The organism is Bradyrhizobium sp. Ghvi, from assembly GCF_900115265.1.
GTDB lineage: Bacteria > Pseudomonadota > Alphaproteobacteria > Rhizobiales > Xanthobacteraceae > Bradyrhizobium.
This window is the reverse complement of sequence record NZ_FOVU01000003.1, coordinates 772966-788777: the sequence shown is the minus strand read 5'-3', so window position 1 is coordinate 788777 and position 15812 is coordinate 772966. Positions and strand designations below refer to the sequence as shown.

The window sequence follows — 15812 nt, the reverse complement described above, 5'->3', positions numbered from 1 at the left end:
GAGGATCAGGAATGAAGGCCATCAATCGACGGCAGGCGTTTGCGCTCGGGGGCGGCTTCGTCATGCTGACCCTGATGCCCATGGGGGCCGATGCCGAAGTGACGAACGACGCGGCGAAGTGGATCGAGAAGTTCACCGGCGGCAAGCAGCCGGCCAAGGGCAAGATTTCGCTGGATCTGCCCGAGATCGCCGAGAACGGCAATACCGTGCCGCTGTCGATCAACATCGAGAGCCCGATGACCGCGGAGTCCTACGTCAAGGACGTCATGATCATTGCGGACGGCAACCCGAATGCGGGCGTCGCGACGCTGTCGTTCACGCCGCTGTCGGGCAAGGCGGAAGCCTCGATCCGGATCCGGCTCGCGACCACTCAGAACGTGGTGGCGATCGCGAAGATGAGCGACGGTTCGTTGTTCACGGAGCAGAAGACCGTGAAGGTCACCATCGGCGGCTGCGGCGGCTAAGGGCTCAGGAGAGAGAAGATGGCAGACAAACCGCGCATCAAGCTTCCGAAGGAAGCGGCCAAGGGCGAGGTCATCCAGATCAAGACCCTGGTTTCGCACGTCATGGAATCCGGCCAGCGCAAGGACGCGCAGGGCAAGACCATTCCGCGAAAGATCATCAACAAGTTCGCCTGCGAGTTCAACGGCAAGCCCGTTTTCTCCTGCGGGCTGGAGCCGGCGATCTCGGCCAATCCCTACATCCAGTTCGATGCGAAGGTGGACGAGGCCGGAACGTTCAAGTTCTCCTGGACCGACGACGACGGCACGGTGATCACGGCCGAAGAGAAGATCGCGCTCAAGGCCTGACGCGCGCGCGTTTCGAGGGAGGGGACGGATGCTGCAACGATATGTTGGGCTCGCCGCCGCGGCCGTCGTGCTTGCGTCGGTCGCAACCTGCGCCTCCGCGCAGGAAGCCGAACGCAAGGGCATCCCGGCACCGCCCGGGCACGTGTTCAAGACCATCATCTCCGGCTACGAATTCCGCAGCAAGGAGACGCGTGCGCTGCAGGACGACGACCTTGAGAACCCGGGCTTCTTGGCGGTCGAGCGTGCCGCCGACATCTGGAAGAAGGTCGAGGGCAGTGAGGGCAAGTCCTGCATGAGCTGCCACGGCGAGGCCGAGACCAGCATGAAGGGCGTCGGGGCCGCGATGCCGAAATGGGACGACAAGCTGAAGAAGCCGGTCAATCTCGAGCAGCGCATCAACATCTGCCGCAGCGAGCACATGAAGGCGGAGCCGTGGAAATTCAAATCCCAGGAACTGACCGACATGACGACCTTCGTGCGCTATCAGTCCCACGGCATGCCGGTGACGGTGAAGACCGACGGCCCGATGTCGCCATGGTTCGAGCGCGGCAAGCAGACCTACTACACGCGGTTCGGCCAGCTCGATCTCGCCTGCGCCTCCTGCCACGAGCGCAACAACGGCAAGTTCATGCGCGCGGATTTTCTAAGCCAGGGTCAGACCAACGGCTTTCCGACCTACCGGCTGCGCGACCAGCGACTGGTGCCGCTGCACGAGCGATTCGAGGGCTGCATGTTCGACGTGCGCGCCGAGCCGTTCAAGCCCTTGTCGGACGATTTCCTTGCGCTCGAGCTCTACGTCGCCTGGCGGGGCATCGGATTGCCGGTCGAGACGCCGTCGGTGCGCAACTGAAACGATGAGCTTGCAGGAGTATTGCGCATGATCTCTCGCCGCGAATTCATCCAGGTGGCCGCGGCAACGGCGGCGCTCTCGACTGGCGTCGGCTCCGGCCTGACCCGGGCGGTTGCCCAGCAGCGCCTGACCGAGAAGGAGTTACTGGCCTTCGAGCCGCTCGGCAATGTCACGCTGGTGCATGTGACCGACATTCACGGCCAGCTCATGCCGCTCTATTTCCGCGAGCCGTCGACCAATCTTGGCGTGGGCGAGGCGAAGGGACTCCCGCCGCACGTCACCGGCAGGGAGTTCCTCGCCCGCTTCGGTATCGCCCCGGGCTCGTCGGCGGCCTACGCCCTGACGTCGGAGGATTTCGAGGCGCTGGCCAAGAGCTACGGCCGGATCGGCGGTCTCGATCGTGCCGCCACCGTGATCAAGGCGATCCGCGCCGAACGGGGCGACAAGGTCGCGCTGCTCGACGGTGGCGACACCTGGCAGGGTTCATGGTCGTCGCTGAAGACGCGCGGCCAGGACATGATCGACTGCATGGCGCTACTTAAGCCCGACGCCATGACCGGCCATTGGGAGTTCACTTACGGCACCGAGCGCGTCAAGCAGGCGATCGAGGGCCTCGGTTTCCCGTTCCTCGGCCTCAACATCCGCGACACCGAATGGAACGAGGCGGCGTTCGACGCCTCCTCGATGATCGAGCGCGGCGGCGTCAAGATCGCCGTGCTCGGCCAGGCCTTTCCCTACACGCCGGTCGCCAATCCGCGTTGGATGATTCCGAACTGGTCTTTCGGCGTGCGCGAGGAGGATGTCCAGGCGCAGGTCGACAAGGCTCGCAAGGGCGGCGCGCAACTCGTCGTGCTGCTTTCCCACAATGGCTTCGACGTCGACCGCAAGCTTGCGAGCCGAGTCAAGGGCATCGACGTCATCCTGACCGGACACACCCATGACGCGCTGCCGGAGGCGGTCAAGGTCGGAAAAACCCTGCTGATCGCGTCGGGTTCGTCCGGCAAGTTCGTCTCGCGGCTCGATCTCGACGTCCGCGACGGCGAGGTCAAGGCTTTCAGGTACAAACTCATCCCGCTGTTTTCCGACGTGATCACGGCCGATGCCGAGATGGCGGCCAAGATCGCCGAGGTGCGGAAGCCCTTCGCGTCGGAGCTGTCCAAGGTGCTCGGCAAGACCGATTCGCTGCTCTATCGGCGCGGCAATTTCAACGGCACGTTCGATGATCTGATCTGCCAGGCGCTGATGCAGGAGCGCGATGCCGAGATCGCGCTGTCGCCGGGCTTCCGCTGGGGCACCAGCGTACTGCCTGGACAGGACATCACCTTCGAAGACCTCACCAACGCGACCGCGATCACCTACCCTGCGGTGTACCGGATGGGCATGACGGGCGCGCGATTGAAAGAGATCGTCGAGGATGTCGCCGACAACCTCTTCAACGTCGATCCCTACTATCAGCAGGGCGGCGACATGGTGCGGATCGGCGGCCTGTCCTACGCGATCGATGTCACGAAACCGCAAGGCAACCGAATCTCGGACATGCAGATGCTCAAGACCGGCGCGCCGATCGACCCCGCCAGGGAATATCAGGTCGCCGGCTGGGCCAGCGTCAACGAAGGAACCGAAGGGCCGCCGATCTGGGAGGTCGTCGGCAATTACCTGACCCGACAGAAGGTGGTTCGCCTCGAACCCAACAGAGCCGTCAAAGTCACCGGAGCGTAAGAAGCGATGTCGAAGATGGACAGTCCCCGGCAATCCCGACGCAACTTCCTGGCCGTTGGGGCCGGTGTTGCCGCATCGGTGCTCGCCAAGCCCGCTCTTGCCGGCGGCGGCAATCCGGCCAACCAGCCCCCCAATGTCCCCGAATGGACCAGGGCACTCGGCGAGGGTGTTGCCGTACGCCCCTACGGCAAGCCCTCGAAATTCGAGAAGGATGTCGTCCGGCGCGACGTCGAATGGCTGACCGCCTCGCGCGAATCCTCGGTGAGCTTCACCCCGCTGCATGAGCTCGAAGGCATCATCACCCCGAACGGGCTCTGCTTCGAGCGGCATCACGGCGGGATCGCCGAGATCGATCCGGCCGATCATCGCCTGATGATCCACGGGCTGGTCGAGCGTCCGCTGATCCTGACGCTGGAGGAGCTGAAGCGCTACCCGCGCGTCAACCGCATCCACTTCATGGAGTGCGCAGCGAATTCGGGCATGGAGTGGCGCGGCGCGCAACTCAATGGCTGCCAGTTCACCCACGGCATGATCCACTGCGTGCAGTACACCGGCGTGTCGCTGCGCACCCTGCTGGAAGAAGCCGGCGTCAAGACCAACGGCAAGTGGTTGCTGGTCGAGGGCGCCGATGCGGCGGCGATGGATCGCAGCCTGCCGATCGAGAAGGCGCTCGACGATTGCATCATCGCCTACAAGATGAACGGCGAAGCGCTCTATCCCGAGCAAGGTTATCCGATGCGGCTCGTGGTGCCCGGCTGGCAAGGCAATCTCTGGGTCAAGTGGCTGCGCCGCATCAAGGTCGGCGACCAGCCCTGGCACACCCGCGAGGAGACGTCGAAATACACGGATCTGCTGCCAAACGGCAAGGCGCGCCGGTTCACCTGGTCGATGGACGCCAAGTCGGTGATCACTTGTCCAAGTCCGCAGGCACCGATCAAGCACGGCAAGGGTTTTACGATCGTCTCCGGTCTCGCCTGGAGCGGCAACGGCAAGGTTAAGCGCGTGGACGTCTCGCTCGACGGCGGCCGCAATTGGTGGCCGGCGCGGATCGATGGGCCCGTGCTCGATAAGGCGTTGACGCGCTTCTACTACGAGTTCGACTGGAACGGCGAGCCGCTGCTGCTGCAATCGCGCGTGCAGGACGAAACCGGATACGTGCAGCCGAGCAAGGCCGAGCTGCGCAAGATCCGCGGCGTCAACTCCATCTATCACAACAATGGCATCCAGACCTGGCATGTGCAGGCCAATGGTGAGGTCGAGAATGTCGAAGTCGCCTAACTTCATTGTAGCTGCGCTGCTCGCTTGCGGGCTGAGCACGCCGGCGCTCGCGCAACAGAAGGCGGATGCCAAGAGCGCGCCGCGCTATCACATTGGACGCGCTCCGACCGCGGACGAGATCCGTGGCTGGGATATCGACGTGCGGCCCGATGGCCAGGGTCTGCCGGAGGGCAAGGGTACCGTCGCGCAGGGCGAAAAGCTTTTCATGGACAATTGCTCGACCTGCCATGGCGAGTTCGGCGAGGGCAACGGCCGCTGGCCGGTGCTGGCCGGCGGCAAGGGCTCGCTGACATCCGATAATCCGGTCAAGACGGTGGGCTCGTACTGGCCCTACGCCTCGACCGTGTTCGATTATGTCCGTCACGCCATGCCCTACGGCAATGCCGAGTCGTTTTCGGTCAACGAATACTACGCGCTGGTCGCCTATGTGCTGTACCTGAACGACGTCGTCACCGACCAGAATTTCGAGCTGACCAACAAGAATCTTGCCACGATCAAGATGCCGAACGAGCAAGGCTTTGTGATGGACGACCGCGCCACCAGCGAGAAGTCGTTCTGGCAGAAGGACCCTTGCATGAAGGATTGCATCGCACCGGTGAAGATCACCGGGCGCGCCGCGGTCATCGATGTGACGCCTGAGGACGGCAAGGACGGAAAGCCGCGGGGCGTGGAGTGAGCATCGGGGCAAGTCGTCGCGCGGTACTGTGCGCGGCGATTGCCGCCGGCTTGCTCATCGCGACTTTTCAGGCTTCGGCGCAGGCGGCGGATCCACACCGGCTCGCGCTGCAGATCAGCGATGACGATCCGGTCAAGATGCGCGCGGTTCTCGATGTTGCGGCCAACGTCTCGCGGCATTATTCCGGGCAGGGCGACGACGTCGAGATCGTGGTCGTCGCCTTCAATGGCGGCCTCGACATGCTCCTCGATGACCGCTCGCCGGTGAAGGAACGCTTGTTGAATTTCCTGAAATCGATGCCCAATGTGAGCTTCATCGCCTGCGGCAACACGCTGGAGACGTTGGCAGCGAAGGAGGGCAGGCGACCGCCGCTGATCGCGGGCATCAGCGTCACCCAGGTCGGGGTTGCCGCGCTGATGGATCTCGCGGAAAAGAACTGGACGATCGTTCGTCCCTGAGGAGGGGCCCGCCGATGCGATGGTTGATGGGACTGGCTGCCTTGCTCGCGCTGGCGGTGCCTGCCGGCGCCACCGAACAGCAGCTCGAATTGTCGATCAACGGCCAGACGGCACTCGCGACGCTGCGCACGCCAACGTCGATGGCGCCCGACACGCCACTCGTCGTGATGACCCATGGCACGCTCGCCCACAAGGACATGGAGGTCATCCAGGGCGTTGCCAAGGCGCTGGAGCAGCGCGGGATCGCCTCGCTCGCCCATACGCTGTCGCTTGGCCTCGACCGCCGTAATGGTATGTATGACTGCGCCGTTCGGCACGACTATGTCACCGCTGATCCGGTCGCGGAGATCGCGGCCTGGGTGAACAGGGCAAAGAGCATCTCCCGGCCCGTCTTCACGTTCGGCCATTCTCGCGGCGGAAACCAGGTTGCGCGCTATCTCGCGGCGAACGAAGCTCCGCCGGTGGCTGGCGCGGTGCTGCTGGCGCCGGTCACCGCAAAGGCGGAGGCCGACTTGCGCGTCTCCTATGCCCGGACTTATGGCAAGCCGCTCGAACCGTTGCTGGAGCAGGCAACGAAGGCCGTCGCAGCGGGCCGCGGCGGAGAGTGGATGGACGTGCCTGGCTTCATCTATTGCCGCAACGCCATCGTGACTGCGCGCGCCTTCACGTCCTTCTATGCCGCCGATTCCAGCCAGGACACCGCAGCGCTGGTGTCGCGCATGAAGCTGCCGGTGCTGGTGCTCGCCGCCGCCAAGGATACGGTCGTGCCCGATGTGATAGCATCCTTCGCGCCGCTTGCCGATTCGAGCGGTGGCCGGGTGCAGCTCGACAAGATCGATGACGCCGATCACTTTTTTCGCGACCTCTTCGCGGAAGACGTCGCCGATCGCATCGCTGACTTCATCAAGCAGACACGATAGGAGGGACCATGCAGCGTCGATCCATGCTTCGCGCGAGCCTTGCCGGACTATTTGGCATTCTCAGCGTACGCGAAGCGTCCGCGGCGACGGAAGCGCCCGCGCGACAGCGCGTCGTCTATCACCTCGCCGATCTCGACCGTGTCGTCTTCGTTCTGGGCAATCTGCAGAACCATGTCGACGGCGTCGGCGGAGCCGGCAAGGCCGACATCAGGCTGGTCGTGCATGGGCCGGCGTTGCGCGCCTTTCACGCGCTCGCCGCCGAGGATCACACCGTTGCGATGATGACGAAGCTCGTCGATGCCGGCGTCGGATTTGAGGCCTGCGCCAACACGATGAAGGCGCAGGGCGTCAAGCTCGACGATCTCACCCCCGGCTTCGTAGTGGCCGAGAAAGGTGGCGTAGTGCGGCTCGCCGAGTTGCAACAGCAGGGATATGCCTATCTGCGGCCATGACCGATATCGCGAGCCTTTGATCTGGCTCATATGACGCTGCGGCGTCGAGCGATAGATTGATCCATCTCTGGGAAAAACTGAGGTGGGCGCGCTGACCACGCTGATCGATCTCTTGGGAGAAGACCTGCTGTCATGGCTGGGCGGCCTCCTGGTCGGCGGCCTCTTCGGATTCTTTGCTCAGCGCAGCCGCTTCTGCCTGCGCGCCGCGGCTGTCGAATTCTCTCGCGGCGAGGGCGGGCCGCGCCTTGCGGTCTGGCTTCTGACTTTCGCCGCGGCGCTCGTTGGCACGCAGGCGCTGGTTGCGGTCGGTTGGCTCGACGTGTCCGAGGCGCGCCAGCTGGCGCAGCAGGGCAGCATCTCGGGCGCGCTGGTCGGCGGCGTGATGTTCGGCTGCGGCATGATCCTCGCCCGGGGCTGCGCCAGCCGGCTGCTCGTACTCTCGGCCAACGGCAATCTCAGGGCCCTGCTGTCCGGCCTGGTGTTCGCGGTCACCGCGCAGGCCTCTTATCGCGGCCTGCTGTCGCCGACCCGCGAGTGGGTGACCAATTTGTGGCCGGTCGACGGTGGCCCGTCGCGCGACATCATGGCGGTTTTCGGTGGCGGCACGCCCGAGAAGCTCGCCTTTGGCGGACTGTGGCTGTTCGTGGGGCTCGTCTTCGCTTTTCGCAGTCAGTTGCCGCGCCGGCTGATCCTCGCCGCGCTGGCCACTGGCGCGTCCGTCGTCGCCGGCTGGTTCTTCACCTATCGGCTCGCGCAGGCTTCCTTCGCGCCGGTAACGCTGAAGAGCCTCACCTTTAGCGGGCCCTCGGCCGAATTGCTGATGCTCGTCCTGAACAGCTCGAAGCTCCGGCTCGGATTCGATCTCGGCATCATTCCCGGCGTGTTCCTCGGCTCGTTCGTCGCCGCGACAAACGCGCATGAGCTGAAGCTGGAGGGATTTTCGGACGGGCTCGGCATGCGCCGCTATCTGCTCGGTGCGGTGCTCATGGGGTTTGGCGCCATGCTGGCGGGTGGCTGCGCGGTTGGCGCCGGGGTGACCGGTGCCTCGGTGTTCGCGCTCACCGCCTGGATCGTGCTCGGCGGCATGTGGTTGGGGGCGGGGCTCACCGATCTGCTGGTCGACCGTGGCGGCGTGCCGCAACTGCAGCAGGAAAGTCCGACCGCGTCGGGCCCTGACGCTGTACTTTAGAGTGTGCTAAATTGGCTTTTTAAATGTCATTTTCTTTGCCGGTCGATCGTGCCGTGAGAGCGCGGCGCCGGCCGCTGTCGGGCAAACGCACATGCGCATCGCCTCGCTGTTCGCAGTCCCTGTCATTGGCTCGGAGGCGGTTGGGCGCAGCCTTCGACTGGCTGCTGCAGCGTGGCGATGTTCGTTGGCGAACATGCGCATCAATGCGGCCACATCTCTGGCTTGCCGCTCCAGCGCGCGGGTGTTTGGTTTGCCCATGACGGCGTTCAATAGTACCCGCCTCGCGGTGTCAACGTGCCCGCGCTGATCAGAAGGCGAGGCACGTGAGCGGCACGCCGGGTTGAATTTGGCTGGTGGCCGGAAAATGCATTTCATCGCACAAAATCAGGCCGCAAGATCCCGGTATCTCCGTCGACCTTCAATCAGGCGCTCGATCGGGACCGCCGGCGCGATCCGGGAGGGGCGGGGGTGAACTTTCAAGTCGTGGTGCTCAAGATCCTGGTGAGCTATCCCATCGGGCCTTCGGGCGCGCGATGCCGACGCGGATCGTCGTCTTTCTCCCGAGCGCCGAGCTTCCGCCCTTCGTACTCTGTCGCGGAGCCGCTTCAATTGAGCCAGCAGGTTAATGAGCTCGATTTTTGTGTCACGCAGAACGGCTAGGCTGCAAACCCCACTACTCACTGCAACACCCTCAAACAGGCCCTTGCCGAACTCGTGACGCGAAGCTCGGATTTGTGGCGACGTGCCAACAACGTCTAAGCGATGGCGTCAGAGGCGTCGGTTCGTTTTACGACAATGAACGGAAAAATGTTCTCGGGGGCCTAATGCCTGCAACGGAAGTGGCGGTATCGGAGGGGAAACTTGCACGCACTTTCTGAAGCGCGCCTGTCATTTGCATCAGTACGTTGGCGCCGCACGAGCGGCCTCTACCGTTCTGACGATCGGCTCCTCCACCCAGGCCTCGCGGGCAAACCAGTTGTGATTGGCCTGACAAACCGGACAAAGAGTATTGCCGAAAAATACGATGCTTCGCAGGAAGGTCTCACGATCGGATTTGATGCCGGTAGGAATCGTGCGGCCGGACTGCGGACACTTGACCATAATCATTCCCATACGAGCCTCCCTGAAACACGCATCTGTCGATTAAAAGGGCCGGCCGGCTGGAGTGCGTTCTCGTCGGTGCGGGTGACTTGGGGGGCATCGCACCTGGGGTCGGTGATCGAGCAAAGGGCAGCTTGCTCGTGACAACGTTTCTCCAGCCGACCGGATTCCTGCTTGGCGAATTCTTTGGGTAGTGTCGGCTTTCGCCGCAACACCGAATGATTGTCCGACCTCAACCGAAAGCTTCTAGAGGTCTCTAATAATCGTCGTGTCGAAATACCTGCGACATCGTGCGGATGTTTCCCCCAACGAAACCGTTATTTCTCTCTGGACGGACAGATCAGCCAACCGGATCATCGGTGTCACCTTCCCTGGCGCTCGTTAACTATTCTCTTTTTATATTTAATAATGTGCAAATTAAAAATCTCTTGTCGGTCTGATTTGCGACTCTCGGCTGATTATTTTCTTGCTGCGGCGCGGTGCGTTGTCAAAAATGCAAATCGTTTCGTCCGAGGCTGTGACAACCCTTACACTGGCGTCGATTTCGGGCGTGCCGCGATTTGCGTTTGGTGTCGAATTGTCGATGGAGGTTCAAATGTGAAACAAATTTTGATTATAAGAAAAATATTTGAATTTCGTTGTTAATTGCTGCCGATCACGTAAGCTAAACTCGTCGGGTTTCTTCGGCTGGAGGAGACAATGCGGGAATTTATTCTCAACGAGTACAACCTCACTTTGGAGGCACTCGAGTTGGCTCAGATGCGCGCAGAATTGGTATGCATTGGCGAGAAGGAGCGCATCCTGAGAGAACGGAGTGCCGATCTCGAAGCTTTTCGGTACCTGTTGGATGCTCATCGGGTGATCGCGAGCGCGCGTCTCGTTGGAGAGCAGATGTTGAGCATTTCTCCTCAAAAACCTGACAAGGACGGTCAGCTCGCGGCATGACCTGCGGGATTGACATGTCGAAACGAGCCGGACCTGGCGGCCTGTGCTCGGCTGAACGGAAATCGCAGTGCCGCAAGCCGGTTTAGATTGAATGCGCAGGCGGTGGGCCCTCCTGCCGCCGCAACATCCCCTGGAGGCTGTCGTCGCCTGGCCAGTACAGGGCGAGACAGAATTGTTCACATCGGTGGAAGCAGTGCTGGAAAGATCGTCGGCAGAGATAATGTTGAGACCGGCTCCGGATGCAGTATTCGCGCTGTTGGATGGTCGTTCAATTATCTTCAGCGGAGCGGGGCAGAAAATCTTTGAACTCGACCGAGTAGGGGCATTCATCTGGTGCAGGTTAGGGGAGGGCGCCTCTCTAGGAGAAATTCATCGGGAGCTTCAGGCGCAAGGCATTGACGAGCGCACCGCACGCCAGTTCACGCGACAGCTTGTAGATATCTGGATCGACCGAGAGTTGCTCGAAGTCGATTGGCGAATGCCGATCGATTGCTCCTTCTCGGCCGATCTGGGTCAGCACAGAATAACCGTGCGGGCTGCAAATCCGAACCTCTTGGGACGGCTACTTTCGCCATTTTGTGCTTCGGACCAGAGGGCCGGGTGCGACGGCGACATCGTGATCGAGGCTATGATGCTGGATGAGCAAGTGTTCTTGCGCGGAGAGGATTCCAGCATCTCCAGATGCGAAGTCGACGCCCTGGCGCCGACTATCAAAGCTCATCTCACCCAGCGGCTTATTCAAAGCAATCGTTGGGTCTTCTCCCTTCATGCCGCTTCTCTCGTCAAAGACGGCATGGGCCTGCTGTTATGCGGCCATCCGGGAGCAGGAAAGTCTACCCTCACACTGCAGTTGGTAGACGCCGGATTTCGGTACGCTGGCGATGACGTCGCGCTGGTGGGCGGTGACGGAACGATATGCGGGGTCCCGTTTGCGCTCACCCTCAAGGAAGGATCGTGGGACTTGCTCGCGCGACTACATGGCGATCGGTATGACGCGACGCATTGCCGCTCCGACGGCGTTCGGGTGCGGTACGTACCAATTCCAGATGCCCAGAACCGATGCGTTTCCGCAGGCTGGATCATCTTCTTGAACCGGGTCCGCAGCGGTCCGGCCGAACTGACCACAATAGATCGTTTGGAGTCGATGAAGCGGCTCATCGAAAACGCATTTGCCGGCGATGGGAAACTGTCGGAGGCCGGCTTTTGGGCTTTAAGGCGGATTGTCGCGGGCGCGCAATCGCTTCAACTAACCTATCGCGAGGCCGGAGAGGCTCGAGGCTTGCTTGTGGGGCTGTGCAATGGCAAGGCATAGCAGCGCGCTCACGAGCCTTTGCAATTGCTTGCGAGGAATGCCGCCCGGCGACATAGACTGGACGTCCGTCATCGGGCTCGCAAATCAGACCCTGACGACGCCGGCTCTCATCGACTTTGTCGACAAGTATGCGGGGATACTGCCGGAGGACGTCTGCACATATATTCGTCATATCCACCGACGAAACGTGCTGCGCAATAACCGCCTCGTCGCTCAACTCGAAGAGGCCGTCGTTGCGCTGAACGATCACAATATTACGCCGATCCTACTCAAGGGGGCATCGACGCTGGCGACCTCGCCCGAGGCGAGAAGAAGCGTTCGGGTAATGTCTGATCTGGATATCATGGTCATGCCAGATGAAGCCAGAACGGCAGTCGCCGCGCTATGCGGAATTGGTTACGATATTAATGATCAGGCCCCCCCCGAAAGCCAGAGATGGCATGCCGATCTAGTTCGCTCGCAGGATGTCGGGTCCATCGACCTGCAGCAGGCAGCTCCAGGTCCCGCGTACCTCTACCAGAACTTCGGGCATGCGCTGAACCATTGTCTTCCTGCGCCGCTGGGAAGGGCGCGCGTATATATCCCCACACCAGCCTATCGCGCGTTCATGTTGATCGTCCACGATCAGTTTCAAGACTATGGCTATTGGCTTGGCGACCTCGACCTGCGGCACCTGGTTGAATTGCGCGATCTAAATGCCGCGGAACCCATGGATTGGGAGAAGTTTACCTCTCTCGCCTCGGACCAATTGATGAAGAACGCGATTGAAACCCAGCTGTTCGCCCTTGCCAAGCTGTTCGGCGTCGATATTCCGCTGGCGTTGCGCTCCCGACTGCTTCCTCGCCTGCAGTTCATGCGACAGTTGATGCAAGCTCGGTTTCCCGCGACGCGCATTCCCTTCCTCGCATTGATGGCGCTGGATCTCGGAAATTACCGGAAAGCGTCAAGCGGCGCGCGGCAAGGCGCCGCGCATCCGCGTGGGCTGTGGTCCTTGCCGAGAGTGGGCACGGTGCAGTTCCTGTTGAAGACGGCCGTCGCCGTGCGCGCAGGGAAGGTCTAGGCCACAACTGCCTTCGATCGGGCCGCAGATTCCCTCGGCGCTCTCAATCGACCACGAACGCAGCGACTGGAGCCAAAGATTCGTTCCTGGCGGTTTGCAGGCTGGCCATCAATGCTCGTGACCGCCAGCATTCCGGTTAGACGCTTCGCCGTTCTCGCGAATCCTAAATTCCTCCAGCGTGTGCCCTGATTGGAGTGCCGCGACCAACCAGCGTGGCTGTTTGCCGCGCCCGGACCAAGTCTCTGTGGGCTTGAGGGGGTTGAAGTATTTCGGAACGACCTTCGGATATTTGCGACGAGGGGCCTGACTTGAACCCGTCGCTGTCGCCCCGCCCTCCACCCCGCTGAATTGATCCGGCTGATTGAGCTGTGCCAGGCGCTTTTCCAATTCTCGCTTTTCGGCTGTGATCTTTTCAGCAAGAATCTTCGTCAGCTCCTCGTGGAGGAGCCAAAGTTCTTCAAAATCCATGGCTTCGAGATCCTGCCTGCGCATAGCATTCTCGTCACCGTCCGACCGGCACCTTGCCTACCCGTCCGTCTCTCAGCCGGATTATCGGCGGCGAACAATAGAGCAGAGGGAGCAAAGCCCGGCCTTCAAATCACATGGTAATAAATAAATAATATATTTATTTAATATATATTGCGAGGATTATTTTCACTATTTATTGCGGGCGGAGCCTTGCTGAAGGGCGCCGAAAGAAGCATTGGATATCGTCAATTGGTCCACCGGTCCGTCTTCAAGGGCGCGATCAGTCGGGCATCGCTCCCTTGAGCCGGAATGGCGACTATCCAGGCGTCGGCGTCACCGATCCAGCACGACGGGTGCGGCGACGCAGAGGGAACTCGTACCCGGTTAGTGAGACACACCTCGCTCGAGTCGCGCCTCGGTGCTCGTATGGTGCAGCGTTGCACCAGCCGCTATTAAATTGAGGGAATAAATCCGTTTTAGTCTTGATTGGAACCGGCGACGCAGTTATGTGGAGCCCCTGAATTCCCATTTCGGTTCCACGCTTTTTTGGGCGCTGACCCAATTAGCTCCTTGATTACCAAGCCGGGGCAATATTAAATGGGCGCAACTACAGGATGCTAGCATGTCGATCAAGAAGCTCGAACTAGAAGCGATGTCCCTCGATGATCTATGGTCGCTTCATGAGGAAATTAGCGGCATTTTGTCGGATCGGATCAAGGCGGAAAAGCAGGAACTTGAGAAGCGTCTCGCGGTTCTCGGCGGCGGGATGGCTGCGTTAGCCGAAACAAGCGAGTTGCGCGTCTCTGCCATCGGTAAACAGAGGCGGAAATACCCGCGTGTATTGCCGAAGTATCGTAACCCGCAAACTTCCGAAACTTGGTCGGGACGTGGCAAGCGGCCGCGTTGGTTGGTTGCTGCCATGAAATCCGGCCGTCGGATCGAGGAGTTCCGCATAGGAGAAGCGGCTCCGAAGGTTCGGCAGCGGGCGTGACGAGTTTGCTGCGCCTGTGAACGGGCGCAGCTCGGCGCTTATGTTGGGATCGAGCCTAGTAGGCGTTGCGGCCTCGCAATACTTCCATAGGGGTTCGCAAGAGGATTGCGAGATCCAGCCGAATACTCCAATTGTCGATGTACCAGAGATCGTACTGGACGCGTGCTTCGATCATCGATGTCGTGGGCGTTGCGCCGCGGCAACCGTGGATCTGGGCCCATCCGGTCAGTCCTGGTCTGACCCTGCGACGAAAGGCGTAATTTCGCACGAGTTTGTCAAATTGTCCGTCGTGGGCCAAGGCGTGCGGACGCGGGCCTACCAGGGACATGCTGCCTTCAAGAACATTTAGCAGTTGTGGCAATTCATCGAAGCTCGTCCGGCGCAGCAATTTGCCCACGCGGGTGACGCGCCGGTCCAGAGGGGTGGCCTGAGTAATCAGGTGGCCGTCCTCGAGAACATGCATGGTCCGAAACTTGCGGATCAAGAATGTCCGGCCATTGAAGCCACAGCGTTGTTGCCGGAAAAATACCGGGCCGGGAGAATCGAGTTTGATTGCGACTGCGGCGAGCGCGAGCAGTGGTGCAGACATCACCAGCGCCAACCCCGCGCCGACAACGTCCATCGATCGCTTGGTCACGCACTCGAGGGAGGTAAGGGGACCGCGCTGCAGTTCAACGCAAACGGCACTTCCTAGATTCCGAGTCGGATGTCGAAGCAATTCGGATGTTGTGCCGACGGGCACGAACATGATCGGGAGCGGCAATACCCGGAGATCGGCGACAAACGCTCGGAGCTCGGGCCATCGCTCCGGGCTGGCTTCGACCACCACCTGGTCGAGAGGGGCGTTGCGAACATAGTCGATCACGCGAGAAGTGAGCCGCTTTCGACCGGCGGGCCCAAATTCAATCAGCGGCAGGGTGAACCGCCCCCTGACGCAATATCCGTGCATTGCCAAGACTTCCGGCAGGCCGGCGTCTTTCGAAAGCGGCTGGTCGCTGATCAGAACGATATTGGTGCTAGCGAATTTTCTTTCGCTCAGACCTCTCACTAGCAGCGACCTGATTCCCCATCGCTCGGCCACAAGTAGTACCAGGCCTAGGATAGCGAAGAGCGGACCTGCTCCCTGCGATGGGTGCGGGCGAATTGCAAAGCCGTACGCGACCCAAATCAACAGCAACAATGACGTCCAGGTGGTGAAGACGGCCCGAACCTGGTTCTTGAGCATGAAGAGCTCAATGGGGCGATAGAGACCTTGAGCCTTCAGCACGGAGGCGACACAAGCTGCGCTGACCAGCGCCAGTCCAAGGGCGCTGCCATAATCTCCCTCCGACTGCCCGCTCTGAAGCCGGTACAGTAACTTGGAGAGCACGCCCGCGAACAAAATCGTCGCTACATCCGCACAAAGCGCAACGTGTTCAATCCAGTCATAACGCAGGGGCCATTTATGCCGCGATATCGACGGCTCCGGACTGACACGGGCCGTATCAGGCTGCGCGGAGAGGTGTCGGTTCACGAAGTTCATGGCCGGGCACTCTGTATTAAATATTTAATATATTATTAATTTATTGGATACTTCAAGCGAAA

At 61.0% G+C, this 15812-nt stretch carries 18 protein-coding genes; 14 read left to right on the top strand and 4 right to left on the bottom strand.

The genetic code is table 11. From position 1 onward, the window contains the following. Positions 1 to 11 precede the first annotated feature (11 nt). From soxY to BM374_RS14880, 10 genes are all read left to right on the top strand, one after another. On the top strand, positions 12 to 464 hold the full coding sequence (soxY, locus tag BM374_RS14925; protein WP_092293262.1) for a thiosulfate oxidation carrier protein SoxY: 453 nt from the start codon (positions 12 to 14) through the stop codon (positions 462 to 464). Between the two features lie 18 nt (positions 465 to 482). Continuing rightward, complete coding sequence (gene soxZ / locus BM374_RS14920) at positions 483 to 809, top strand: thiosulfate oxidation carrier complex protein SoxZ (protein ID WP_092293260.1); 327 nt, start codon at positions 483 to 485, stop codon at positions 807 to 809. Between the two features lie 28 nt (positions 810 to 837). Beyond that, entirely contained in the window at positions 838 to 1659 is an 822-nt protein-coding gene (gene soxA, locus BM374_RS14915; RefSeq protein ID WP_092293258.1) for a sulfur oxidation c-type cytochrome SoxA, read from the top strand. Between the two features lie 27 nt (positions 1660 to 1686). Further along, positions 1687 to 3378: a thiosulfohydrolase SoxB gene (soxB, locus tag BM374_RS14910; RefSeq protein ID WP_092293256.1), complete on the top strand. Its 1692-nt coding sequence runs from the start codon at positions 1687 to 1689 to the stop codon at positions 3376 to 3378. 6 nt (positions 3379 to 3384) lie between these two features. Then, entirely contained in the window at positions 3385 to 4656 is a 1272-nt protein-coding gene (gene soxC / locus BM374_RS14905) for a sulfite dehydrogenase (protein ID WP_092293254.1), read from the top strand. Beyond that, positions 4595 to 5332, top strand: a complete 738-nt coding sequence (locus BM374_RS14900) for a c-type cytochrome (protein WP_177248297.1) — start codon at positions 4595 to 4597, stop codon at positions 5330 to 5332. Before soxC ends, BM374_RS14900 begins: the two co-directional genes overlap by 62 nt. 26 nt (positions 5333 to 5358) lie before the next feature. Beyond that, positions 5359 to 5790: a DsrE family protein gene (locus BM374_RS14895; RefSeq protein ID WP_177248326.1), complete on the top strand. Its 432-nt coding sequence runs from the start codon at positions 5359 to 5361 to the stop codon at positions 5788 to 5790. Positions 5791 to 5804: 14 nt separating this feature from the next. Next, positions 5805 to 6710, top strand: a complete 906-nt coding sequence (locus BM374_RS14890; RefSeq protein ID WP_092293248.1) for an alpha/beta hydrolase — start codon at positions 5805 to 5807, stop codon at positions 6708 to 6710. Between the two features lie 8 nt (positions 6711 to 6718). Further along, positions 6719 to 7162, top strand: coding sequence for a DsrE family protein (locus BM374_RS14885; RefSeq protein ID WP_092293246.1), 444 nt, complete (start codon positions 6719 to 6721; stop codon positions 7160 to 7162). An 82-nt stretch (positions 7163 to 7244) separates the two neighbouring features. Next, positions 7245 to 8351: a YeeE/YedE family protein gene (locus tag BM374_RS14880; RefSeq protein WP_244552598.1), complete on the top strand. Its 1107-nt coding sequence runs from the start codon at positions 7245 to 7247 to the stop codon at positions 8349 to 8351. 6 nt (positions 8352 to 8357) lie between these two features. On the opposite strand, the gene BM374_RS38570 is transcribed toward BM374_RS14880, so the two are convergent. Together BM374_RS38570 and BM374_RS14875 are read right to left on the bottom strand one after the other, a co-directional pair. Further along, complete coding sequence (locus BM374_RS38570) at positions 8358 to 8621, bottom strand: hypothetical protein (RefSeq protein WP_177248296.1); 264 nt, start codon at positions 8619 to 8621, stop codon at positions 8358 to 8360. A 627-nt stretch (positions 8622 to 9248) separates the two neighbouring features. Next, complete coding sequence (locus BM374_RS14875; RefSeq protein ID WP_092293244.1) at positions 9249 to 9464, bottom strand: hypothetical protein; 216 nt, start codon at positions 9462 to 9464, stop codon at positions 9249 to 9251. Positions 9465 to 10151: 687 nt separating this feature from the next. Between BM374_RS14875 and BM374_RS14870 the strand changes: the two genes are divergently transcribed. The 3 genes from BM374_RS14870 (at position 10152) to BM374_RS14860 (ending at position 12769) form a co-directional block, all read left to right on the top strand. Next, positions 10152 to 10397 (top strand): hypothetical protein, encoded by a 246-nt coding sequence (locus BM374_RS14870; protein ID WP_092293242.1) that lies wholly within the window; start codon positions 10152 to 10154, stop codon positions 10395 to 10397. A gap of 172 nt (positions 10398 to 10569) precedes the next feature. Beyond that, positions 10570 to 11709 carry a PqqD family peptide modification chaperone gene (locus tag BM374_RS14865; protein ID WP_244552597.1) on the top strand — a complete coding sequence of 380 codons (1140 nt, stop codon included), beginning with the start codon at positions 10570 to 10572 and terminating at the stop codon, positions 11707 to 11709. Next, positions 11696 to 12769 carry a nucleotidyltransferase family protein gene (locus BM374_RS14860; protein WP_244552596.1) on the top strand — a complete coding sequence of 358 codons (1074 nt, stop codon included), beginning with the start codon at positions 11696 to 11698 and terminating at the stop codon, positions 12767 to 12769. Before BM374_RS14865 ends, BM374_RS14860 begins: the two co-directional genes overlap by 14 nt. Before the next feature lie 108 nt (positions 12770 to 12877). On the opposite strand, the gene BM374_RS14855 is transcribed toward BM374_RS14860, so the two are convergent. Beyond that, positions 12878 to 13261: an H-NS histone family protein gene (locus BM374_RS14855; RefSeq protein ID WP_092293238.1), complete on the bottom strand. Its 384-nt coding sequence runs from the start codon at positions 13259 to 13261 to the stop codon at positions 12878 to 12880. Between the two features lie 598 nt (positions 13262 to 13859). Here BM374_RS14855 and BM374_RS14850 point away from each other — a divergent pair. Next, positions 13860 to 14228: an H-NS histone family protein gene (locus BM374_RS14850; protein ID WP_092293236.1), complete on the top strand. Its 369-nt coding sequence runs from the start codon at positions 13860 to 13862 to the stop codon at positions 14226 to 14228. 55 nt (positions 14229 to 14283) lie between these two features. Here the strand turns inward: BM374_RS14850 and BM374_RS14845 are convergent, their stop codons facing one another. After that, positions 14284 to 15750, bottom strand: coding sequence for an exopolysaccharide biosynthesis polyprenyl glycosylphosphotransferase (locus BM374_RS14845; RefSeq protein ID WP_092293234.1), 1467 nt, complete (start codon positions 15748 to 15750; stop codon positions 14284 to 14286). Positions 15751 to 15812 lie beyond the last annotated feature (62 nt).